Below are 21,922 nucleotides of genomic sequence, written 5' to 3' on the forward strand. Positions count from 1 at the left end.
CACAAGAAGTTCGTGCAGGCGGAAGTCGCCCGCTTCGGCCCCGTCATCAAGGAAGCCGGCGTCTACGCCGACTGATCGCCAACCGCCCGCACCAACGACAAGGCCCGCCAGCGATGGCGGGCCTTTGTCGTCATGGGAGGGCGCTTGCGTCCCTTAGTGGTCGTGGTGCAGGTAGCTCGCCTGCCGCGGCAGCCGCAGGCTGACCAGGAAGGCGATGACCATCATCACGGTCACGTACCAGAAGAAGCTCGATTCGATGCCTGCCGACTTGGCCCACAGCGCGGCGTACTCGGCCGTTCCGCCGAACAGGGCGTTGCCCACCGCATAGGCGAGCCCCACGCCCAGCGCGCGTACCTCGGGTGGGAACATCTCGGCCTTCACGATGCCGCTGATGGCGGTGTAGAAGCTCACGATGGCCAGGGCCGCCACGATCAGCACGAAGGCCACGTAGGGGCTGCTCGTGTGCTGCAACGCCGTGAGGATGGGCACCGTGAACAGGGTGCCCAGCGCGCCGAACAGCAGCATGTTGTTGCGCCGACCGATGCGGTCCGACAGCATGCCGAACAGCGGCTGCATGCACATGTACAGGAAGAGGGCGCCTGTCATCACGTAGCTGGTCGTCTTGATGGGCAGGCCCACCGTGTTGACCAGGTATTTCTGCATGTAGGTGGTGAAGGTGTAGAAGATCAGCGAGCCGCCGGCCGTGTAGCCCAGCACGGTGAAAAAGGCGGCCTTGTGGTGGCGGAACAGCCCGGCCAGCGTGCCGGCCTCCTGATTGGTGCGGGTCTGCGCGCCCTGGGTCTCGGTCAGCGAGCGACGCAGCAGCATGGCCACCACCGCCGCGATGGCACCCACCACGAAGGGGATGCGCCAGGCCCAGGCGCGCAGTTCGGCCTCGGAGAAGATCGTCTCCAGGATCACGATGGTGAGCACCGCCAGCAGCTGGCCGCCGATCAGCGTGACGTACTGGAAGGACGAGAAGAAGCCGCGCTGGCCGCGCAGCGCCACCTCGCTCATGTAGGTGGCGGTGGTGCCGTATTCGCCGCCCACCGACAGGCCCTGGAAGAGCCGCGCCGCCAGCAGCAGCGCCGGTGCCCAGGCGCCGATCTGCGCATAGGTGGGCAGGAAAGCGATGACCAGCGAGCCGGCACACATCATGGTGACCGAGATCAGCATCGAGGTCTTGCGTCCGCGCCGGTCGGCGATGCGGCCGAACAGCCAGCCGCCGATCGGCCGCATCAGGAAGCCGGCAGCGAACACGCCTGCCGTGTTGAGCAGCTGCACGGTCGGGTCCGACTTGGGGAAGAAGGCGCCCGCAAAGTACAGCGCCGAGAAGGCATAGACGTAGAAGTCGAACCATTCCACCAGGTTGCCCGATGACGCGCCGACGATGGCGAAGACGCGGCGGCGCTTTTCCTCGGCGGTGTAGACGGGCAGGGGTGGGGTGGAAGAGTCGGGCGCAGCGCGGCCGGCCGGGTCGATGGAAGCGTTCATGGCAGGCGGTCCAGGTGTTCTGGGGTGTTGTTGTGACCGTCTCTGAGCATGGCCCCGCCGCACGCACGGGGTTGTCAGCCACAGGCGCGGCGGGGCGCAGGCCCGGTGCGTAGGTCCGGGCCTTGTCCCTGCGGCGCACGCGTCATGTTCCAGTCAAGGTCGGCGCCTAGACTGCTCGCCGCGCCCGCCGCCCTTGCCAGCCGCGGCCGCCCGGCAGCCCTCGGCTGCCAACGCCGACCAGGCCTCGTGCGTTGTCGGCATGGAGGTGCACCGCACCTTCGCCTCCATCACTGCCTTGGCCCATCGCGTGGCCGCAGGCGCCGTCCGTCCAACCTGCCGCCTGCCCACGCACCGATCCGCCATGCGCCGTCGCTTCCTGCCGCTCGAAGTCTCCAGCGCCGTGGGCAACCGCTGGGACTGGGCCCTGCTGCCGCTGATCCTGGCCGTGCTCTTCGGCCTGGCCTTCGCAGCCTCGCAGATGGCGCGCCCCTATGCCGTGGGCGAGCCGCTGCCGCTGAGCCTGGACCCGACCGTACTGCCCTATTACCTGCTGCGCACGACGCTGCGCATGTTCATCGCCCTGGGCGCCTCGCTGGTCTTCGCCTGCACCTTCGCCGTGCTGGCGGCCAAGTACCGGCTGGCCGAGCGTCTGCTGGTGCCGCTGCTGGACGTGCTGCAGTCCATCCCCATCCTGGGCTTCCTGTCGATCACCGTCACCGGCTTCATCGCGCTGTTCCCGGGCAATCTGCTGGGCGTGGAGTTCGCGGCCATCTTCGCCATCTTCACCTCGCAGGCCTGGAACATGGCCTTCAGCCTCTACCAGTCGCTGCGCACCGTGCCGGCCGAACTGGGCGAGGCGGCGGCGGTGTTCCAGCTCTCGGGCTGGCAGCGCTTCTGGCGGCTGGAACTGCCCTTCGCCATGCCGGGCCTGCTGTGGAACATGATGATGTCCATGTCCGGCGGCTGGTTCTTCGTGGTCGCCTCCGAGGCCATCTCGGTGTCGGGCCAGAACATCAAGCTGCCCGGCGTGGGCTCGTACATCGCCATGGCCATCGAGGCGCGCGACCTGGCGGCCATCGGCTGGGCCATCCTGTGCATGCTGATCGGCATCCTGCTGTACGACCAGCTCTTCTTCCGGCCGCTGGTGGCCTGGGCCGACAAGTTCCGCTTCGACGAAAGCGGCAGCGGCGAGGCCAGCCGCTCCTGGCTGCTCGACTGGCTGCGCCGCACCCGGCTGACCCGCGCCGCCGGTGAGTGGCTGGCGCACCGGGCGGTGCGCACGCTGGCCTGGTTTCCGCGGCGCTTCGACGGCACCTCGGTGCGCGCCCGGCCGCGGCCGGCCAATACCCTGGCCCAGCGCGCCGGCGACGCGCTGCTGTCGGGCGCGGTGCTGCTGGCCATCGTGTGGCTGCTGCGCTTCATCCACAGCGAGGTGGGCTGGGGCGAGGTGGGACATGTCTTCCTGCTCGGGTTCTACACGCTGGTGCGGGTGCTGGTGCTGATCGCCATCGCGGCGGTGGTGTGGGTGCCGGTGGGCGTGTGGATCGGCATGAACCCGCGCTGGTCCGACCGGCTGCAGGCGGTGGCCCAGTTCCTGGCGGCCTTCCCGGCCAACCTGATGTTCCCGGTGGCGGTGCTGCTCCTCGTGCGCTGGAAGCTCAACCCCGACATCTGGCTGTCGCCACTCATGGTGCTGGGCACGCAGTGGTATCTGCTCTTCAACGTGATCGCGGGCGCGTCGAGCGTGCCCACCGAACTGCGCCATGCCTCGCGCAATCTGGGCCTCACCGGCTGGCTGCGCTGGAAGCGCTACCTGCTGCCGGCCGTGTTCCCCAGTTTCGTGACCGGCGCCATCACCGCCAGTGGCGGCTCGTGGAATGCCAGCATCGTGGCCGAGTACGTGAGCTGGGGCGACACCACGCTGCAGGCCCATGGCCTGGGCAGCTACATCGCGCAGATGACGGCGGCGGGCGACTTTCCGCGCATCGCGCTGGGCATCGGCGTGATGTGCGTGTTCGTCATGGGGCTCAACCATTTCGTTTGGCGGCGCTTGTACCAGCTCGCCGAGCAGCGCATGCACTTCTGAATCAAGGGACGGGCCATGACCGAGCGCGACACCATCATCGACCTCCACGCCGTCGGCAAGGGCTTCCGCGCGGCGGACGGCACGGCGCGGCCCGTGCTGCAGGACGTGGATCTGCGCCTGGCCGCGGGCGAGATCGTGGCGTTGCTGGGCCCCTCGGGCTCGGGCAAGTCCACGCTGCTGCGCATCCTGGCCGGCCTGGTGCCGGCCGACCGGGGCGAGGTGCGCTACCGCGGCCAGCCGCTGCACGGGCCGGCGCGCGGCATCGCGATGGTGTTCCAGTCCTTCGCGCTGTTTCCCTGGCTGACGGTGCAGCAGAACGTGGAACTGGGCCTGGAGGCGCGCGGCGTGCCGCAGGCCGAGCGGGCGCGGCGGGCGGCATCCGCCATCGAGCTGATCGGCCTGGGCGGCTTCGAGGGCGCGCTGCCTCGCGAACTGTCGGGCGGCATGCGCCAGCGCGTGGGCATCGCCCGCGCCCTGGTGGTCGAGCCCGACGTGCTGCTGATGGACGAGGCCTTCTCGGCCCTGGACGTGCTCACCGGCGAGCGCCTGCGCGACGACATCCTGGCGCTGTGGGAGGGCGGGCAGATGCCCACGCAGGCCATGCTGGTCGTCTCGCACAACATCGAGGAAGCGGTGCTGATGGCCGACCGCGTGCTGGTCTTCGCGGCCGATCCCGGCCGGGTGCGCGCCGAGCTGCGCATTGCGCTGCCGCGCCCGCGCGACCGCGACTCGGTGGAGGTGCGCATGCTGATCGACCAGGTCTATGCGCTGATGACGGCCGGTGCCTCGGGCACGCCGCACGGCCCCAAGCATGCGGTGCTCGCCGAGCGCCTGCCCTCGGCCGACGTGGCCCGCATGGAAGGCCTGCTGGAGCTGCTGGTGGAAGACGACTTCCAGGGCCGCGCCGACCTGCCGCGCCTGGCCGACGAGGCCGAGCTGACCGACCACGACCTGCTGCCGCTCACCCAGGGCCTGTCGCTGCTGGGCCTGGCCCGGCTGGCCGAAGGCGACCTGCTGGTCACGCCGCTGGGCCGTCACTACGCCGGCAGTGCACGTGCCGGGCGACAGCGCATCTTCGGTCAGCAGCTGCTGGAGCGGGTGCCGCTCGCGGCGCACATCCGCCACAGTCTGGAGCAGGATGCCCAGGGCCAGATCTCGGAAGAGCACTTCCTCGACCTGCTGCGCGAGAGCCTGGACGGCCCCGAGGCCCTGCGCGTGCTGCGTCAGGCCATCGAATGGGGCCGCTATGGCGAGGTGTTCGAGTACGACTTCCGCACCGGCATGATCCACCTGCCGGCGCCGGACCCGGTCGAGACCGCGGACGGCTGAGGCTCAGTCCGTCGCGGGCGCCGCCCGCACCTCGGCCAGGCAGCGGTCGATGGCCTCGACCAGCCGCTGCGCCACCAGCTTGACCACGGGCCCGGGCGGGCGGGCTGCGTCCAGGGCGACGCTGATCGCCTGCGGCTCCGCGCCGTGGTCGCGCACCGGCACGAAGCGCAGCCGGCCGTCGCGCAGCTCGGCCGCCACGTCCAGCTCCGAGGTGAACACCACATGCTGGCCCCCCATCACCAACTGCTTGGCCAGCTGCAGCGAATTGGTCTCCACATGGCGGCGGCCTTCCTTGAAGAGCCAGCTGTACTGCGCCTCCAGGTAGCGCCGGATGGTGAGCGCCTTGCTCTGCAGCACGACGGGATGGGCCATGGCCTCCTGCAGGCTGACCGTGGCGCGCGCTGCCAGCGGGTGGCCGGGCGCCACCACGCAACCCAGCGGCAGCTCGCGCCGGTGCAGCACCAGCAGTTCGCGCCGCGGCGCCAGGTTGAAGATGGCGCCGACCTCGGCCTTGCCCGCCAGCAGCGCGGCCTCGGCCTCGTCGGGCGTGGCGAGCTCGATGGACAGCGTCACCAGCGGATGGCTGTGGGCGAGCCCTTCGACCAGCGGGGCGAGGAAGCTGGTCGCATGGCTGTCCATCGCCACCACCGACACCCGCCCCTGGTGCACGCCCTGGATGCGGCGGATCTCGCCCGCCACGCGACGCTCGTCCTCCCGCCACCGGCGGGCCAGCGTGACCAGCGCCTCGCCGGAGGAGCTCGGCCGCATGCCGCGTGGCAGCCGCTCGAACAGCGGCACGCCCAGCTCGTCCTCCAGCTGCAGGATCTGGCGGTTGATGGCCGAGGCCGCGACATGCAGCTCGCGGGCGGCCTTCTGGATGGAGCCCGAGCGCGCCACCTGGTCGAGGTAGCGCAGGGCGGCGGGGACGAGGGAATGGGGCATGGCAGCCGGGCCTTTGCGTACGACTTTTGCGCATGGATCATTGCCGAAGCTGCGATGGACGGCAATGGTCGCCCTTCCTACGATGCCGGCCATGGCGTTGCGCTCCGAGTCGCACGCCAGCCGCTCCAGCCGCTCTGCCAGCCTCTCGCCGACCCTCGCCCATGCCTGACCTCGCCACGCCTTCCAACGCTCCGGCCGCCGCGGCCGCGGCGCCCGCCCGCTGGCGTCTGGCGCAGCTGAACACCTGCACCCCCGAGGACTTCTGCGAGGCGCTGGCCGAGGTCTGGGAGCACGCCCCCTGGGTCGCCCAGGCCGTGGTGGCGCAACGACCCTTCGCCAGCGTGGACGACCTGCACCGGGCCATGGTCGCGCATGTCGCAGGGCTGGACGAGGCCCGCCGCGTGGCCTTTTTCGCCGGCCATCCCGAACTGGCCGGCCGCGCCGCCAGGGCCGGCACCATGACCGAGGCGTCCATCGACGAGCAGGGCAGCCTCGGCCTTGGCCGGCTCGATGGCGAGGACGCCGCTGCGTGGGACGCCCTCAACGCCGCCTACCGCGAGCGCTTCGGATTCCCCTTCATCCTCTGCATCCGCCGCCACACGCGCGACTCGGCGCTGGCCGCCTTCCGCGCGCGGCTCACCCGACCGCGCGCCGACGAACTGGCCGCCGCCCTGGCCGAGATCGGCGTCATCACCGCCCTGCGTCTGCGGGCGCGGGTGGAGGACGATGCCCCGCCCCCCGCTTCCCCATCCCCCACCCCGGAGTGCCACCCATGAACCGACTCTCCCGCCGCCTGCCTCTGATGGCCTGCGCCCTGGCCCTGATGGCCGCCGTGCTGCCCGCCCAGGCGCAGGGCAAGTACCCCGACCATCCGGTGAAGATGATGGTGGCGCTGCCCGCCGGTGGCGGCGTGGACATGATCGCGCGCCTGGTCGGCCAGAAGCTGGCCGACAGCCTGGGCCAGCCCTTCATCGTCGACAACAAGGCTGGCGCCTCGGGCCGCATCGGCCTGCCGTTGGTGGCCAAGGCCGCGCCCGACGGCTACACCCTGATGGCCTCGCCGGCCTCCTTCCTGACCACGAACAAGAGCATCTTCAAGACACTGCCCTACGACCCCGAGGCCGACTTCACGCCCATCACCAAGCTGGCCAACCAGTCCATGGTGCTGGTGGTGAAGGACGCGGCGCGCTTTCCGACGGCTGGCGCCGTACTGGCTGCGGCCCGTGCCAAGCCTGAGGGCGTGACCTATGCCAGCTCGGGCGATGGCAGCCCGCAGCATCTGGCGGCGCTGATGTTCGAGACCCGCATGAAGGTGCGCATGACCCATGTGCCCTACAAGGGCGGCGCGCTGGCCATCACCGACCTGCTCGGCGGCAATGTGGACGTGCTCTTCGCGCCGCTGCCCGAGGCACTGCCGCACGTGCGCTCCGGCAAGCTCACCGCGCTGGCGATCATGGGCGATGCGCGCTCGGGCCTGATCCCGCAGGTGCCCACCATGCGCGAGAGCGGCATCGACAACATGACGATGGTCACCTGGATCGGCCTGCTCGCGCCCGCCGGGCTGCCCAAGCCGCTGCTGGCCCAGCTCAACCGCGACGTGCATGCCGTGCTCGCCCGCGAGGACGTGAAGACCCAGCTGCGCGAGGCGGGCATGGACGTGGCACCGACCACGCCCGAGCAGTTCCAGCGCACCATCGCGGAGGAGCTGGCCCTGCATGCGCAGCTGGTGAAAGCCTCGGGCCTGGTGCCCCAGTAAGACGGCCGCCGCCTTCGGCCGCGCCGGCGCCGCCGGCCACGCCCCGCAGGGCGTGAACGCGCCTCGGCGGCCGGCATCGGATCTTCAGGCGCGCAACTATTCGTCCTTCGTCGACTGCGTGCCGAAGCGGGACGTCTGCCTCGCCGATGCGAACGGCGAGATCGCCGGCTACTTGCGCTGCTGGCCCTTCGTGCAGGCGGACGGCTTGCATCTGTATGCGCAGTTCGGCGTCATGGCGCCGAACGGGCGCCGGCGGGGCATCGGCCGGGCGCTGCAGGTGGCCGACCAGGTCCGCACCTACGTCGATGCGACGTGGAATCGGGCCAATGGGGTGCAGCGCGGCTGGACGGAGTTCATCAGCGTGGGCGAATCCTGGCGCAGACGCGGCTTGGCCGGGCCCTGAACTTGCGCAGTCTGCGGGCCCAGCGCGATGCCGGCATGACCCAGTCCGGTCTGGGCGTGAACACGCACAACCTCGATGGCGCCCTTCGTGTGTACGAAAGCTGCGGCTTCGTTGCCGTGCAGCGGCATTGCGTCCATCGCAAGCCGCTGCTGCTCGATTGAAAGGCGGACGGCGTCCGGGCCTCAGCGCGGGCGCTTGTCCAGCAAGGGCTCGCCCAGCCCTTCGACGCCCACCAGCGCCAGAATGGTCGTGAGCCCGATCTGCGCATCCTTCCAGGCGCCGTCTGGCTTCCACCATTCGCCGGGGCTGTGCCAGCCGCCAGACTCGCCGCCGTTGGACAGGATGACGGCCGGAATGCCCAGCGACATGGGCACGTTCGCATCGCTGCTGTTGGCCATCAGCCGCGGCACTGCCCGGCCGAAAGCGGTATTGGCGCGCAGGGCGGCCTGCACCACGGGCGATCCGGCGGGCGTGCGGCCGGCGGGCCTGTCGCCAATCAGGCGCGTGGTGTAGCCGAGCGAGGTGGCGTTCCAGCGGCGGTTCTCATCGGCCACACCGGCGTCGATGGCGGCCAGGATCTCGCGCTCGGCCACGGCCAAGGCGGCGTTGTCCTCGGAGCGGATGTCGATGGCCATGCGGGCTTCGGCCGCAATGGCGTTGACGGCGGTGCCGCCGCTCATGGTGCCCACCGTGAAGGTGGTCTTGGGATCGGAGGGTGTGCGCACGTCGGAGATGCGCGTGATCGCACGGCCCAGCCCCTGCGTGGCACTGGGCAGGCCGAAGGTGACGTAGCTGTGGCCTCCCGGTCCTTTGACGGTGACCTCGTGGCGATGGCTGCCGACGCCCGCGGTGGTGATGGCACCGCTCGGGTCGGGCTCCAGGCCCACCATGCCGTCGATGTCGCGGTGCTCGCGGAAGACGGCCTTCATGCCGCGCAGGTCGCCCAGCTCCTCTTCGCCGACGTTGGCGACGAACATGATGTCGCCCACGGTCTGGAGCCTGGCGTCCGCCAGCACCTTGATCCACGACAGCAGCACGGCCAGGCCGCGCGCGTTGTCGGAGATGCCCGGGCCGTACCAGCGACCGTCGCGCACCCTGACCGTGACGTCGGTGCCTTCGGGGAACACCGTGTCCAGATGTGCCGAGACGAGCAGCCGCGGGCCGCTGCCCGTGCCCTTGCGCACGCCGACCACGTTGCCTTCGGCATCCATGTGGGCGTCCAGACCCAGCGCCCGGGCCCGTGCCAGGAAGGCCTCGGCGCGGGCCTTCTCCTTGAAGGGCGGTGCCGGGATTTCGGTGAGCGCCTTGAGATCGACCAGCGTGCGCGCATGGTCCGCCTCCACGGCCTTCATCAGCTGCTGGATCTGGGGTGCTGCCAGCAGGCGTGACAGCGACTGTTCCACGGCGGGCGCCGTGGGCGCAGCCACCGCCTCTGCCGACACGGCGGGCAGGGCTGTGGTCGACAGGCACAGCAGCACGAAGAAGCCGCGCGCAGCGTGCCCTACAGGGGAAGAACGAAAGGGGGGAAGCATCACCGGACTCCTGGAGAAAGCGCGGATTCTGGTGGGCGCCGCGCGGCTGCGCATCGGTTTATTCTGGTGGCCTGAAAGCCTTGCTAACAGCCATGTCCCGAGCCCTTCCCTCCCTGCGCGCGCTGCAGATGTTCAGCGCGGTCGCCCGCCATCAGAGTCTGAGCCAGGCGGCAGAGGCGCTGTGCGTGACCCACAGTGCATTGAGCCAGCAGATGCAGAAGCTGGAGCAGCAGCTCGGCGTGACGCTGCTGCGCCGCACGACGCGCGGTGTCTCGCTCACCGCCGTGGGCGAGCGCTTTCGCGCCAACGTGGATGGCGACCTGCAACAGCTCAACGCCCATGTGATGGAGCTCATGTCGCTGCGCGAGGGCGAAGCGTCGTTGGTGGTGGGCGTGCTGCCCGCCCTGGCCGACCGCTGGCTGCTGCCGCGGCTGCCACGCTTCCTTGCGGCTTGGCCGCAGATGGCCGTGACGGTGCGTGAGTTTCCCAACAAGCTCTTTGCCGGCGAGTTCCGCTTCGACGTGGCGCTGCACTACCCCGACGCCGTCTGGCCGCAGGCGCAGCCACAGCCGCTGTTCGACGAATCCTGCATCGTCGTGTGCAGCCCGCAGGCGGCCTTCGCACGGGCTGCGGCGTCGGGCGACTTCCGGCGCGTGCCGCTGCTGCACCTGGCCAACCGTCCGCAGGCCTGGGCGGCGTGGCTGGAGGATTCGGCACTGGTGCGCGTGCCACCCAATGCGCTGGCCGGGCACCGCTTCGACCTGTTCACCACCCTGGTCGAGGCCGTGCGCGCGGGGCTGGGCGCTGCCATCGTGCCCACGTTCTTCGTGCGGCGGGAGCTGGAGGACGGCAGGCTGGTGCAGGCCCACCGGCACGTCCAGCAAAACACGCAGCGTTACGCGGTCTTCGTGCCGGCGCAGCGCGCCGCGCACGATGGCGTGGCGGCCTTCGTGGAATGGGTGCGCAATGAAGCGCGAGCCGAGGGCGCTGGCGGGCAGGCCGTCTGAGCCTGCAAGGCGACTAGAGTGTCGGAGCGCGATCAACTTCCCGCGCATGAGGAGCGTGCATTGAAAGTCGACGGTCATTGCCTGTGCGGCGCCATCGCCTATGAAGCCGAGGTGACGCCCGGCAGCATCACGGTGTGCCATTGCCTCGACTGTCAGGTGCAGTCGGGCACCGCCTTCCGCGCCAACATCCCGGCGCCGGCCGAAGGCTTCCGGCTGTTGCGCGGCACGCCGCGTACGTGGGTCAAGACGGCCGCCAGCGGTGCGCGGCGGCTGCTGGCCTTCTGCGGCGATTGCGGCACGCCGCTCTATGCCTGCGCCGAACAAGCCCCGACCGTCTACTCGCTGCGCACCGGCACCATCGTGCAGCGCCAGCAGTTGGGTGAACCCATGCGCCAGATCTGGACGCGGCGCTGCCTGGACTGGGCCGTGCCGGCCGGCGACATGCCCCGCTTCGAGGGCCAGCCCTGATGCTGGACGCCCTTCGCCTGATGGCTTCGTACAACGGCTGGATGAACGAACGGCTCTACGCCGCCGCGGCGCAGCTGCCGGAGACCGCACTGCACCAGGACCGTGGCGCCTTCTTCGGATCGCTTTGCGGCACCTTGAGCCACATCGCGGCGGCCGACCTGATCTGGCTCCATCGCTTCGCGCGGCATCCGGCTCTCACCGAATGGGGCCGATCGTTGGACGGCCTGCCGTCGCCGTCGTCCCTGACGGAAGGTCTGGCCGATACGCTGCAGGCGCTCGCCACGCTGCGCACGAGGATCGACGGCTGCATCGCAGCGCTCCCCGACCGCCTGGTCGAGGACGACCTGGGCCTGCTGCTCGAATACGGCAACACCGCCCGCAGGGCGCAGGCCAAGCGCTTCGGGCCGCTACTGCTGCACTTCTTCAACCACCAGACGCACCACCGTGGGCAGGCGACGACGCTGCTGTTCCAGGCCGGCGTGGACGTCGGCGTGACCGACCTCAATGCGCTGATCGCCAACGAGGCCTGAGCGGCGCGTCGTCCACCGTGGCGACCTGTCCTCAGCCGGGCACGAACAGCAACTGACCCTCCTTCGACGGCCGGTAGCTGAACGTTCCGCTCATCACCTCCCGGCCGCCGATGCGCGCGGACCAGCGGTAGTCGCCCACATGCATGCCGGCATTGCCGAAGTCGCTGGGGTAGTGGACGGTGCCGGCGCGCTCGCCGTTCATCTGCGGCGTCGCCGTGGCGCGGGTGGTCTTGCCGTCGGGCATGGTGACGGTGAACTCGACGGGCGCCTGGCGGGCGGCGCTGCGATCGCTGACGCTCAGCGCGATGGCGGGGCGGGCGACATACAGGACCGATTGGGCCAGGGCGGCGGTGCTGGCAGCCAGCAAGAGTCCCAAGGCATAGGCGGTGCGGCGAAGAGTCATGTCATGGCCTCGGTCGAAGAAGGGATGTGGCAGGAAGTCAATCGCCGCACGTGACCGTGCGCAGGTTCGGCAGGCCCGGCGCTTCCCAGGGTGCCGGGCCGATGACGCGGCCCGCGCCCCAGCCGTACTCGAAGCGCTCGCCGCCCGGCAACGTGCCCAAGGCGCTGATGCGGCCCTTGCCGGAATCGAAGCCCCAGCGCTGTGTCAGACGGTCGATGGTCACGCGGGTGCCGGGAGCAACCACACGCAGCAGGCTCCTGCGCTGGGAAGCGTCGCTGCGCGTATCCCGCGGATGGTCCGACAGCACAGGCAGCTTTTCGTCCCCCACGCGGTACAGGCCGGTCTCGCGTTGCAGCACCACCGTGGCCGGCACACGCAGCGGGAGGCAGCCCGTACGGCTCAGGTCGTCGGTGCCCTGGCATCCAGCGAGCCAGACGGCGGCCAGGGGCAGGGCCCACGCAAGGCGCCGTGCACCTGCGGGCCAGCGGAATGGATCGGGTGGTAGGCGGGGAGGTCCTGGAACGGCCGGCATGGTCGCGTTCTGCCCCGACCGGCGCTGGCTGTGCGTAGGACGTCGGTGCCTGTTGTCGCCTTGCCGCCGCCTCCCATTGCCCCGGCCGCGGCAGGCGGCTGCCGGGACGGGAGGGCGCGCTCAGCTGGCGGCGTGGGCCGTGGAGGGCGCCTCGCGCCGCCTGCGCCCGATGGACCGCACCAGCAGGTAGAACAGCGGCACATAGAAGATCGCCAGCACGGTGCCGGTGATCATGCCGCCGATCACGCCGGTGCCGATGGCGTTCTGGCTGCCCGAGCCTGCGCCGGTGGCGATGGCCAGCGGCACCACGCCGGCCACGAAGGCCAGCGAGGTCATCAGGATGGGCCGCAGCCGCAGCTTGGCGCCCTGGATCACTGCGTCCCAGGTCGAGAGGCCGCGCCGTTCGCCCTCGGCCGCGAACTCCACGATCAGGATCGCGTTCTTGGCCGCCAGCCCCATGGTGGTGAGCAGGCCCACCTGGAAGAAGATGTCGTTGTCCATGCCCCGCAGATTGGCCGCCACCAGCGCGCCCACGATGCCCAGCGGCACCACCAGCAGCACCGACACCGGAATGGTCCAGCTCTCGTACAGCGCGGCCAGCGCCAGGAAGACCACCAGCAGCGAGATCAGGTACAGCGACAGCGCCTGGCCCGAGGCCAGCTTCTCCTGGTAAGAGAGGCCCGTCCACGCGTAGCCCACGCCCTGGGGTAGTTCGGCCACCAGCTGCTCCATGCGCGTGAGGGCCGCGCCCGAGCTTTCGCCGCGCACGGCCTGGCCCTGGATGTTGAAGGAGGGCAGGCCGTTGTAGCGGGTCAGCGCCATGGGGCCGTAGCTCCAGCGCGGCGTCGCCACGCTCGAGAAGGGCGCCATGGCGCCGGTGCTGGTGCGCAGGCTCCAGATGCCGATGTCCTCGGGCGTCATGCGGAAGGGCGCGTCGGCCTGCAGGTACACGCGCTTGACGCGGTTGCGGTCGATGAAGTCGTTGACGTAGGCGCCGCCGAAGGTGATCGACAGCAGCGAGTTCACATCGGTCTGCGTGATGCCCAGCGAGCCGGCCTTGGCGCGGTCGATGTCCACCTGCAGCGTGGTCTGGTCCTCCTGGCCCTGGAAGCGCACCTGCGTGAGCAGCGGGTCCTGCCGCGCCTTGGCCAGAAGTTGGTCGCGGATGCCGCGGAAGCGGTCGTAGTCCATGGCGCTGGTGTTCTGCAGCTGCAGGTCGAAGCCGGCCGAGTTGCCCAGGCCCGAGACGGCGGGCGGCGCACTCATGAAGATGCGCGCCTGCCGGTCGCCGGCGAAGGCCTTGCCGGCACGCTCCAGCACGGCGAAGGCGGTGTTCTCGCGGCCCGGGCGCTGCTCCCAGTCCTTGAGGGCGATGAAGCCCTGGCCCTGGTTCTGGCCGGCGCCGGCGCTGGTGAAGCCGGGCGACACGAACACGCCGTCCACCGTGTCCTTCTCGTTCTCGGTGAAGTAGCGGCTCACGCGCTCGGCCACCTCGCGGGTCTGGTCCAGCGTGGCACCGCCCGGCAGGTTGTACTGGACGAACAGGCGGCCCTGGTCCTCGTCGGGCAGGAAGCCGGTGGGCGTGCGCATGAACATCACGGCCATGCCCGCGCAGATGACCGCGTAGATCGCCATGAACAGCCAGCGCCGCGGCAGCCGCTTGCGCAGGCTGCCTTCGTAGGTGTCCATGCTGCGGTCGAAGAAGCGGTTGAAGGCGCCGAAGAACCCGGTGGTGCGCTTGGGCTTGGGCGCATCACCCGCATGCTGCTTGAGCAGCGTGGCGCACAGCGCCGGCGTGAGCACCAGCGCCACCAGCACCGACAGCACCATGGCCGAGACGATGGTGATCGAGAACTGCCGGTAGATGATGCCGGTGGCGCCGCCGAAGAAAGCCATGGGCAGGAACACCGCCGACAGCACCACGCCGATGCCGATCAGCGCGCCGGTGATCTCGCCCATGGACTTGCGCGTGGCCTCCTTGGGCGAGAGGTGCTCCTCTTCCATGATGCGTTCGACGTTCTCCACCACCACGATGGCGTCGTCCACCAGCAGACCGATGGCCAGCACCATGCCGAACATGGTGAGCATGTTGATGGTGAAGCCCGCCACCGCCAGCACGCCGAAGGTGCCCAGCAGCACCACCGGCACGGCAATGGCCGGGATCAGCGTGGCGCGCCAGTTCTGCAGGAACAGGAACATCACCAGCACCACCAGCACGATGCCTTCGACCAGCGTCTTGATCACATCCTTGATGGCGCGCTCGACGAAGGGCGTGGTGTCCAGCGGATAGGACACGTCCACCCCTGGCGGGAACTGGCTGCGCATCTTGTCGACGGCGGTCTTCACGCCCGCGATGGCTTCGAGCGCATTGGCCGTGGGCGCCAGCCGCACCACCACGCCCGAGGCCGGGTAGCCGTTGTAGCGGCCGGTGAAGTTGTAGTTCTCCGAGCCGATCTCCACCCGCGCCACGTCCGACAGGCGCACCAGCGAGCCGTCGCGGTTGGTGCGCAAGAGGATGTTGCGGAACTCGTCGGGCGTGCGAAAGCGCGATTGCGCCGTGAGCACGGCGCTGAAGTTCTGGCCCTCCACCGCCGGCGCCGCACCCACCGAGCCGGCGGCCAGCTGCACGTTCTGCTGGGTGATCGCCGTCTGCACATCGCCCGGCGTCATCGAGAAGCCGCGCAGCTTGTGCGGGTCCAGCCAGATGCGCATGGCGTACTGGCCGCCGATCACCGACACCTCGCCGATGCCGTCGATGCGGCTGATCGGGTCCTGCAGGTCGCTCACCAGGAAGTCGGCGATGTCGCCGGGCGAAAGCTGGCCGGTCTTGTCGTAGAGGGTGACGATCAGGTCGGGCGCGACGCCCGCCTTGCGCACCGTCACGCCCTGGTCCTGCACCTGCTGCGGCAGGCGGGGCAGGGCCTGCTGCACGCGGTTCTGTACCTGCACCTGGGCCGTGTCGGGATTGGTGCCGGGCTCGAAGCTCACGAAGATGGACACGCGGCCCGTCGAGTCGCTGCGCGCCGACATGTAGAGGTAGCCGTCCAGGCCGGTGAGCTGCTGCTCGATGACCTGGGTGACGCTGTTCTCCACCGTCTGCGCACTGGCGCCGGGGTAGAAGGCGTTGATGCTCACGGCCGGCGGCGCGACCACCGGGTAACGGGTGACGGGCAGCAGGTGGATGGCGAGCGCGCCCGCCAGCATGATCGTGATGGCGATGACCCAGGCAAAGATGGGCCGGTCGATGAAGAAGCGCGAAATCATGGGTTGCTGCGCGGTGCGGCGTTGGCCGTGTTCGCGGCATTGGCCGCATTCGAACCGCCGCCCGCCGCCGCGTCGCGGCCCGGCGCCTGCGCGCCTGGAGCATCGCCCTGCCGGGCAGAGGGGGCACCGCCCGCCGGTGCCATCTTGACGCGCACCGCCGTGCCGGCCTGCGCGTTCTGGGCGCCCTCCAGCACCAGCCGGTCGCCGGCCTTCAGGCCCTCCGCGACGAGCCAGCCCGTGCCCACCGGGCGGCCGGTGACCACCGGTCGTACCTCGAGCTTGTCACCTTCGCCGACCACGCGCACCGTCGGGTTGCCGCGCCGGTCGCGCTGGATGGCCGAGGCCGGCACCACGATGCCCTGCGGCGTGGTGCCCTCATCGACCACCGCGCGCACGTACATGCCGGGCAGCAGCAGGCCGTCGGGATTGGGGAACTCGGCGCGCAGCGTGACCGAGGCGCTGCTCGGGTCCACCGTCACCTCGGCCAGCTTGATGCGGCCTTCCTGGGCATAGCGGCTGCCGTCCTCCAGCATCAGCGCCACCTTGCGGCTGTCGCCCTCGCGGCTGATGCGGCCGGCGGCCAGTGCCTGGCGCAGCCGAAGGATCTCGGCGCTGGACTGCGCGATGTCCACATAGATGGGGTTGAGCTGAGAGATGGTCAGCAGCGGCGTGGCCTGCGCAGCCGAGACCAGCGCGCCAGGTGTGACGGCGCTGCGGCTCGTGCGTCCACCGATGGGCGCGGTCACCCGGGTGAACTGCAGGTTGATGCGCGCCGTGTTGAGGGCCGCCGACTGAACCTTCACGTTGGCCTGGGCCTGTTCATAGGCGGCGATGGCGTTGTCGTGTTCCTGCCGGCTGACGGCGTTCTGCGGCAGGAGCTGCCGATACCGTTCGGACAGCGCCCGGGTCGAGGCAACCGTGGCCTGGGCGTTGGCCAGGGCGCCTTCGGCGCGCTGCACCTCGGCCTCGAAGGGGCGGGCGTCGATCTCGTAGAGCACCTGCCCCGCCTTGACCGTACTGCCCTCGACGAAGGGCCGGGCGCGGATGATGCCGCCGACCTGCGGCCGGACCTCGGCGACCATGGAGGCCGCGGTTCGCCCGGGCAATTCGGTGCGCAGCGGCACGGTCGCAGGCTGCACGGCCTGCACCAGCACTTCCGGCGTCGGCGGAGGCGCAGCGGCTTTCTTCTGGGCGTCGCCATTGCGGCAGCCCACCAACAGCACGAGCGAGACGGCACAAAAGCAGGTCAGGGCGCGGCGGGCGCCCGGCGAGGGAATGCGGCTCAAGTTGGGGTCCTGGCGGAAGGAGCGGGGCGCCACCGGCGCCCGCGAAGCGCGCAAGCGTAAGCGGCTTCTGTATAGGGCATGCAAAGTTCTCACATGTCCCACGGCGGTCGAGGGAAAACCCCACTCTCACCTGACTTTGCGGGAGGCTGTATAAAAAAACAGTATGGGCGCAGAATGGGCTGCTCCCGCCTTCCTCGCCTGCCGCATGTCCGACGCACTCATCCCCGTTCACGCCATCAAGGGCCGCGGCGCCGCCACGCGCCTGGCCCATCGCTTCTCCCGCGACGAGCGCAGCGCATTCGACGATGGATGGCCGGATGCACCGGCGTCTCCTGAGGAGGGCGGCGCGGGCACTGGAGCAGGACGCCCGCCGCCCGCCACCGAGATCCGTTTCGAGGATGCCCGCTCCGCCCTCAGCGAGAACGACTCGCCCGACATCTCCTTCGACCGCTCGCTCAATCCCTATCGCGGCTGCGAGCACGGCTGCATCTACTGCTTCGCCCGACCCACGCACAGCTACCTCGACCTGTCGCCGGGCCTGGACTTCGAAACCAAGCTGATCGCCAAGCGCAACATCGCGCAGGTGCTGCGCGGCGAACTGGGCCGCCGCGGCTACCGGCCCTCGCACATCGCCATCGGCACCGCGACCGACTGCTACCAGCCCATCGAGCGCGAACTGCGCCTCACCCGCTCGGTCATCGAGGTGCTGCAGGCGGCGCAGCACCCGTTCGCGCTGGTGACCAAGTCCAGCGGCGTCGAGCGCGACCTCGACCTGATCGCGCCCATGGCGGCGCAGCGCCTCGCCGCCGTCTACGTCACCGTCACCACGCTCGACGCCGACCTGGCCCGCCGGCTGGAGCCGCGCGCCGCCTCGCCCGCGCGTCGACTGCGGACCATCCGTACCCTGGCCGAGGCGGGCGTGCCGGTGGGTGTGAGCGTCGCGCCGCAGATCCCTTTCCTCAACGACGACCTGGAGCAGGTGCTCGAGGCCGCCTGGCAGGCTGGCGCGCGCAGCGCCTTCTACACGGTCATCCGCCTGCCGTGGGAGGTTGCGCCGCTGTTCAAGGAATGGCTGTCGCTGCACTACCCGCAGCGCGCGGCCCGGGTGATGGCGCGCATCCAGGACATGCGCGGTGGCAAGGACTACGACGCCGACTTCGCCAGCCGCATGAAGGGCAGCGGCCTGTGGGCGGAGCTGGTGGCGCAGCGCTTTGCCAAGGCCACGGCGCGACTGGGCTTCAACCGCGAGCGCATCGGCATGGACACCTCGCTGTTCCGGCCCCCGGGTGCCGAGGGGCAGGGCAGCCTGTTCTGAGCGGCCGTCGTGCAGCGGCGCCGCGTCAGCGTTTGGTCTTGCGGGGCGCAGCTGAGGTGGCCGGCGTCCTGCCCCGCGCTCGTGCGGGCTTGGCCTGATGGGCGCGCAGCGCCGCCTCATAGGCGAGCCGACCCCAGTGCAGGGCCTGTTCCGTGTCGTCGAAGATCGTCTCCGGCGCCTGCCGGAAGGAGGTGAGGGTGGCGGGCCGTCCCTCGCGCTGGTAGCTGAAGGCGGGCAGGCCGAGCGCGTCGAATTCGGTCTGGCTGGCCGCGTCGGCCTTCAGATAGAGCGTGTCGCGCACCACCAGCGCCAGCATCACGTCCTGGTGATAGAGACCATGGCCGCCGAACATCCGGCGCGCCTCGACACGGCCCAAGGGGGAGAAGACTTCGTGCAGGCTCTGCACGAACAGGCTGGGCGACCGGCCCGGCGCGCCCGTGCTGCGGGGGCGAGCCGGGCGCTGCGTCATGGGGTCTGCCGCGCGGCAGGGGCGCCTGGCGAGGCCGGTGCGGCGGGCGCCGCGTCCGGGTTGCGATAGCGGGCCGCGCCGATGAACTTGCCGAAGGCCTCGCACCAGATCACCACCGTCGTGTAGCTGCCGATGTCCGCGGTGGCCGGCATCGTGACGATGAAGTTGTCGAAGGTGCGCACCTGCCCGACCTGCACCATTTCGCCGCGGTGCTGCTCGAACTCCTCGCTCGTCTGCACGAAGGTGGGTGAGAGGTACAGCCGATAGTCCGGCCCGGGTGCCACCGAGCCGCGCAGGGCGATGGCCCAGGGCCCCACCATCAACTCGCCGTGGGCCCAGTGCAGCAGGTCACTGCCTTTGAGGTCGCTACGCATTTCCACCTTGTAGGCGGCCTGCGCCGCCACGGTGCCGATTTGCGCCTCGCTGGGTGTGGGCGGCGCGATGAGGATGGGCAGCCAATAGATGCCGAGTCCCGTGCCCAGCACCAGGCCGACGAGCAGTGCGAGGCCGTGGGTCAGCAGACGGACGGGAAGGCGGCGCGCGCCGGTGCGCGGCGGCGGAACGGAGGGTGTCATGCGGGGGGAACGGGAGGCGCAGGCGGGGCGCGGCAGCGAGCCACGCGGATGGCGGGCGATTCTATGCAAGCGTTGCGCCACGGCCCCGACCATCCCCGTTTGCGTGCGGCGTCGCCGGATGCAAGGCAAGCGGGCGACATCGCCGCGCCGCCGGCCCGGCTATCCTGCCGCGCCTTGCATTGTTGCCACCTCCGCCATGACCGACATCGAACTCCACACCCAGCCGCTGCTGCGCGCCATCGGCTTCGAGCGCCTGCTCGCGAGCGACCCGCAGGGCCGTGCCCGGGTACGCTTCACGCCGCGCCCTGAGTTCGCCCACACGGAAGGCACCGTGGTGCAGGGAGGCTTCGTCACGGCCTGGCTGGACAACGCCATGGCCTTCGCCGTGTTCTCGCGCGAGCGCGGCGTGGGCTTGGCCTCGCTCGAGATCAAGACCAGCTTTCTCGAAGCCGTACGCGTGGCGCCCGTGGAGGCCGAGGCGCGGGTGATCCGCTGGGGCGGCAGCGTGGTCTTCCTGGAGGCCGAGCTGTTCGACGAAGCCGGGCGCCTGTTGGCGCGCGCATCGTCCACCGGCAAGCTGTTGCGTCCCCGCGGCTGAGCATTCCGGTCGAGGGCGGCTCGCGTCGGTTTGGCAGGGCGAGGCGGCGGTCGGGCCAGCTATTTAAGATGCCGCACTCCTTTTCCCATGGCGCACTTCGCAGAGACCTCGCATGAAGAAGATCCTTGTCCTGAACGGCCCCAACCTCAACCTGCTGGGCACGCGCGAGCCCGCGCAGTACGGCCACGAAACCCTGGCCGATGTCGAACGCATGTGCGCCGAGGCGGGCTCCGCGCTGGGTGTCGAGATCGAATGCCGCCAGTCCAACCACGAAGGCGTGCTGATCGACTGGATCCACGAGGCCGGCCGCGAGGTCGCCGCCGGCCGCATGCTGGGCGTGGTGATGAACCCGGGCGCCTATACCCACACCTCCATCGCGCTGCATGACGCCATCAAGGGCGCGAGCGTGCCGCTGATCGAGCTGCACATCTCGAATGTGCATGCCCGCGAATCCTTCCGCCACCACTCCTACATCTCGCCCGCGGCGCGCGGCATCATCGTCGGCCTGGGCGTGAAGGGCTATCCGCTGGCCATCGAGGCCCTGGTGCGCGTCAGCAGCTGATTCAGGACTCCAGCTTCGTCGTCGCTTCGACGGGGAGCGTTTCCGCCACCGACGTGGTGTCGCGGCCGATCTCCGGCCAGCGGTGGTGCAGCCAGGTCCACGCCACCAGGCCCACGCCCATCATGAGCAGCGATGACAGCGCCATCGCCATCGGCGAATCCATGACCAGCGGCGCGATCAGGCCCGCCACCACGCCATTGGCGGTGGAGCCGATCACTGCCTGCAGCGACGAGGCCATGCCGCGGCGCGTCGGATGCAGATCCAGCACCAGCAGCGTCACCACCGGCACCATCAGCGCCCAGCCGAAGCCGAACACCGCCAGCGGCCATAGCGCCCACCAGGCCTGCGGCACCAGCAGCGCATTGGCCACCACGTTGACCACCGAGGTCAGCAGCATCACGACGAAGCCGTCGCGGATCTGCCGCTTGGGCCTGGCCTTGCCCGCCATGCGGCCGCTGGCCCAGGCGCCCAGCATGACGCCGCCGATGTTGAGGAGGAAGAACCAGAAGAACTGCGTGGGTGCGAGGCCCAGGTGGTCGCCCAGGAAGGCGGGCGCCGCCAGCACATAGAGGAAGAGCCCGTTGAAGGGCACACCGCTGGCCAGCGCCAGCAGCAGGAAGCGCGGGTCGAAGCACAGCTGCCAGTAGCCGCGCATCAGGTCGCGCACCGCGAAGGGCTGGCGCTGGCTTGTGTGCAGGGTCTCGGGCAGCAGCTTCCAGTTGGCCGCCAGCAGCACGATGCCCACGGCCACGAGGAACCAGAAGATGCTGTGCCAGCCCGCATGCACGAACAGGAAGCCGCCGATGATCGGTGCGATGGCCGGCGCCAGGCCGAAGTAGATGGTGATCTGCGCCATCACCTTCTGCGCGTCGGCGGGCGGGAACATGTCGCGCACCACCGCACGCGAGACCACGATGCCCGCGCCCGTCGACAGGCCCTGCAGGGCGCGGAAGAACACCAGCTGTCCGATGGTCTGCGACAGCGCACAGCCCAGCGAGGCCAGCGTGAAGACCAGCAGGCCCCACAGCACCACGGGGCGGCGGCCGAAGCTGTCCGACAGCGCTCCGTGGAACAGGTTCATGAAGGCGAAGCCGAACAGGTAGGCCGACAGCGTCTGCTGCATCTCGGTGGGCGTCGCGCCGATGGAGCGCGCGATGCCCGAGAAGGCCGGGATGTAGGTGTCGATGGAGAAAGGCCCGAGCATGCCCAGCACCGCCAGCAGGATGGCCAGGGCCCAGCGCGGCGCTCGCCAGAGTTGGTTGGCATCGGGATTCATGCGTGTCTCTTTCCTTCTGTCTGCCTGGTCTTGCCCGGCGGGCTACCTCTCGCACGTTGCAAGGGCAGCCAATGAAAACGGCGCCCCAGCCCTAG

Annotated in this window: 22 protein-coding genes; 12 read left to right on the plus strand and 10 right to left on the minus strand. The window is 70.1% G+C overall.

Features of this window, described 5'->3' with window-relative positions:
* Nucleotides 1–153: 153 nt before the first annotated feature.
* Nucleotides 154–1,494, minus strand: a complete 1,341-nt coding sequence (locus tag BXA03_RS02815) for an MFS family transporter (protein ID WP_076503695.1) — start codon at nucleotides 1,492–1,494, stop codon at nucleotides 154–156.
* A gap of 361 nt (nucleotides 1,495–1,855) precedes the next feature.
* Here BXA03_RS02815 and BXA03_RS02820 point away from each other — a divergent pair, with 361 nt between their 5' ends.
* Together BXA03_RS02820 and BXA03_RS02825 are read left to right on the plus strand one after the other, a co-directional pair.
* The gene (locus tag BXA03_RS02820; protein ID WP_076504751.1) at nucleotides 1,856–3,580 is read left to right on the plus strand and encodes an ABC transporter permease; all 1,725 of its coding nucleotides are present in this window, start codon (nucleotides 1,856–1,858) and stop codon (nucleotides 3,578–3,580) included.
* Nucleotides 3,581–3,595: 15 nt separating this feature from the next.
* On the plus strand, nucleotides 3,596–4,909 hold the full coding sequence (locus tag BXA03_RS02825; protein ID WP_076503696.1) for an ABC transporter ATP-binding protein: 1,314 nt from the start codon (nucleotides 3,596–3,598) through the stop codon (nucleotides 4,907–4,909).
* A 3-nt stretch (nucleotides 4,910–4,912) separates the two neighbouring features.
* Here BXA03_RS02825 and BXA03_RS02830 read toward each other — a convergent pair whose 3' ends face one another.
* The gene (locus tag BXA03_RS02830) at nucleotides 4,913–5,851 is read right to left on the minus strand and encodes a LysR family transcriptional regulator (protein ID WP_076503697.1); all 939 of its coding nucleotides are present in this window, start codon (nucleotides 5,849–5,851) and stop codon (nucleotides 4,913–4,915) included.
* Between the two features lie 161 nt (nucleotides 5,852–6,012).
* Between BXA03_RS02830 and uraD the strand changes: the two genes are divergently transcribed.
* Genes uraD through BXA03_RS27420 form a run of 4 tightly spaced genes read left to right on the plus strand, consistent with a single transcriptional unit; the run spans nucleotide 6,013 to nucleotide 8,171 of the window.
* Nucleotides 6,013–6,627, plus strand: coding sequence for a 2-oxo-4-hydroxy-4-carboxy-5-ureidoimidazoline decarboxylase (gene uraD / locus BXA03_RS02835; protein WP_083715847.1), 615 nt, complete (start codon nucleotides 6,013–6,015; stop codon nucleotides 6,625–6,627).
* A complete protein-coding gene (locus tag BXA03_RS02840) occupies nucleotides 6,624–7,607 on the plus strand; it encodes a Bug family tripartite tricarboxylate transporter substrate binding protein (protein WP_076503698.1) in 984 nt (327 codons plus the stop codon). The genes uraD and BXA03_RS02840 overlap by 4 nt, the downstream gene beginning before the upstream one ends.
* 52 nt (nucleotides 7,608–7,659) lie before the next feature.
* Complete coding sequence (locus tag BXA03_RS02845; RefSeq protein WP_076503699.1) at nucleotides 7,660–8,010, plus strand: GNAT family N-acetyltransferase; 351 nt, start codon at nucleotides 7,660–7,662, stop codon at nucleotides 8,008–8,010.
* A 35-nt stretch (nucleotides 8,011–8,045) separates the two neighbouring features.
* Nucleotides 8,046–8,171, plus strand: coding sequence for a hypothetical protein (locus BXA03_RS27420; RefSeq protein WP_255377164.1), 126 nt, complete (start codon nucleotides 8,046–8,048; stop codon nucleotides 8,169–8,171).
* A gap of 21 nt (nucleotides 8,172–8,192) precedes the next feature.
* Here BXA03_RS27420 and BXA03_RS02850 read toward each other — a convergent pair whose 3' ends face one another.
* Complete coding sequence (locus BXA03_RS02850) at nucleotides 8,193–9,542, minus strand: M20/M25/M40 family metallo-hydrolase (protein WP_143476204.1); 1,350 nt, start codon at nucleotides 9,540–9,542, stop codon at nucleotides 8,193–8,195.
* A 92-nt stretch (nucleotides 9,543–9,634) separates the two neighbouring features.
* On the opposite strand from BXA03_RS02850, the gene BXA03_RS02855 reads away from it, so the two are divergent.
* Genes BXA03_RS02855 through BXA03_RS02865 form a run of 3 tightly spaced genes read left to right on the plus strand, consistent with a single transcriptional unit; the run spans nucleotide 9,635 to nucleotide 11,547 of the window.
* Nucleotides 9,635–10,549: a LysR family transcriptional regulator gene (locus tag BXA03_RS02855; RefSeq protein WP_076503701.1), complete on the plus strand. Its 915-nt coding sequence runs from the start codon at nucleotides 9,635–9,637 to the stop codon at nucleotides 10,547–10,549.
* Nucleotides 10,550–10,609: 60 nt separating this feature from the next.
* On the plus strand, nucleotides 10,610–11,017 hold the full coding sequence (locus BXA03_RS02860; RefSeq protein WP_076503702.1) for a GFA family protein: 408 nt from the start codon (nucleotides 10,610–10,612) through the stop codon (nucleotides 11,015–11,017).
* On the plus strand, nucleotides 11,017–11,547 hold the full coding sequence (locus tag BXA03_RS02865) for a DinB family protein (protein ID WP_076503703.1): 531 nt from the start codon (nucleotides 11,017–11,019) through the stop codon (nucleotides 11,545–11,547). The genes BXA03_RS02860 and BXA03_RS02865 overlap by 1 nt, the downstream gene beginning before the upstream one ends.
* Before the next feature lie 31 nt (nucleotides 11,548–11,578).
* Here the strand turns inward: BXA03_RS02865 and BXA03_RS02870 are convergent, their stop codons facing one another.
* The 4 genes from BXA03_RS02870 to BXA03_RS02885 all read right to left on the minus strand — a co-directional run bounded on the left by BXA03_RS02870 (nucleotide 11,579) and on the right by BXA03_RS02885 (nucleotide 17,032).
* A complete protein-coding gene (locus BXA03_RS02870; RefSeq protein ID WP_076503704.1) occupies nucleotides 11,579–11,950 on the minus strand; it encodes a hypothetical protein in 372 nt (123 codons plus the stop codon).
* 37 nt (nucleotides 11,951–11,987) lie between these two features.
* Nucleotides 11,988–12,482 (minus strand): hypothetical protein, encoded by a 495-nt coding sequence (locus BXA03_RS02875; protein WP_143476205.1) that lies wholly within the window; start codon nucleotides 12,480–12,482, stop codon nucleotides 11,988–11,990.
* A gap of 120 nt (nucleotides 12,483–12,602) precedes the next feature.
* The gene (locus tag BXA03_RS02880) at nucleotides 12,603–15,746 is read right to left on the minus strand and encodes an efflux RND transporter permease subunit (RefSeq protein WP_076503706.1); all 3,144 of its coding nucleotides are present in this window, start codon (nucleotides 15,744–15,746) and stop codon (nucleotides 12,603–12,605) included.
* Nucleotides 15,743–17,032 (minus strand): efflux RND transporter periplasmic adaptor subunit, encoded by a 1,290-nt coding sequence (locus tag BXA03_RS02885; RefSeq protein WP_200803323.1) that lies wholly within the window; start codon nucleotides 17,030–17,032, stop codon nucleotides 15,743–15,745. The genes BXA03_RS02880 and BXA03_RS02885 overlap by 4 nt, the downstream gene beginning before the upstream one ends.
* A gap of 205 nt (nucleotides 17,033–17,237) precedes the next feature.
* On the opposite strand from BXA03_RS02885, the gene BXA03_RS02890 reads away from it, so the two are divergent.
* Entirely contained in the window at nucleotides 17,238–18,347 is a 1,110-nt protein-coding gene (locus BXA03_RS02890; protein ID WP_076504760.1) for a PA0069 family radical SAM protein, read from the plus strand.
* 25 nt (nucleotides 18,348–18,372) lie between these two features.
* On the opposite strand, the gene BXA03_RS02895 is transcribed toward BXA03_RS02890, so the two are convergent.
* Nucleotides 18,373–18,816 (minus strand): TfoX/Sxy family protein, encoded by a 444-nt coding sequence (locus BXA03_RS02895; RefSeq protein ID WP_076503707.1) that lies wholly within the window; start codon nucleotides 18,814–18,816, stop codon nucleotides 18,373–18,375.
* On the minus strand, nucleotides 18,813–19,391 hold the full coding sequence (locus BXA03_RS02900; protein ID WP_076503708.1) for a DM13 domain-containing protein: 579 nt from the start codon (nucleotides 19,389–19,391) through the stop codon (nucleotides 18,813–18,815). The genes BXA03_RS02895 and BXA03_RS02900 overlap by 4 nt, the downstream gene beginning before the upstream one ends.
* A 196-nt stretch (nucleotides 19,392–19,587) precedes the next feature.
* Between BXA03_RS02900 and BXA03_RS26810 the strand changes: the two genes are divergently transcribed.
* Together BXA03_RS26810 and aroQ are read left to right on the plus strand one after the other, a co-directional pair.
* Nucleotides 19,588–19,989, plus strand: coding sequence for a PaaI family thioesterase (locus BXA03_RS26810; protein ID WP_076503709.1), 402 nt, complete (start codon nucleotides 19,588–19,590; stop codon nucleotides 19,987–19,989).
* Nucleotides 19,990–20,101: 112 nt separating this feature from the next.
* Nucleotides 20,102–20,551, plus strand: coding sequence for a type II 3-dehydroquinate dehydratase (gene aroQ, locus BXA03_RS02910; protein WP_076503710.1), 450 nt, complete (start codon nucleotides 20,102–20,104; stop codon nucleotides 20,549–20,551).
* 1 nt (nucleotide 20,552) lies between these two features.
* Here the strand turns inward: aroQ and BXA03_RS02915 are convergent, their stop codons facing one another.
* Nucleotides 20,553–21,827 (minus strand): multidrug effflux MFS transporter, encoded by a 1,275-nt coding sequence (locus tag BXA03_RS02915; protein WP_076503711.1) that lies wholly within the window; start codon nucleotides 21,825–21,827, stop codon nucleotides 20,553–20,555.
* Between the last annotated feature and the right edge of the window lie 95 nt (nucleotides 21,828–21,922).

The sequence above is a fragment of the Pseudacidovorax sp. RU35E genome, from assembly GCF_900156165.1.
In the GTDB taxonomy this organism is placed as follows: Bacteria; Pseudomonadota; Gammaproteobacteria; order Burkholderiales; family Burkholderiaceae_C; genus Xenophilus.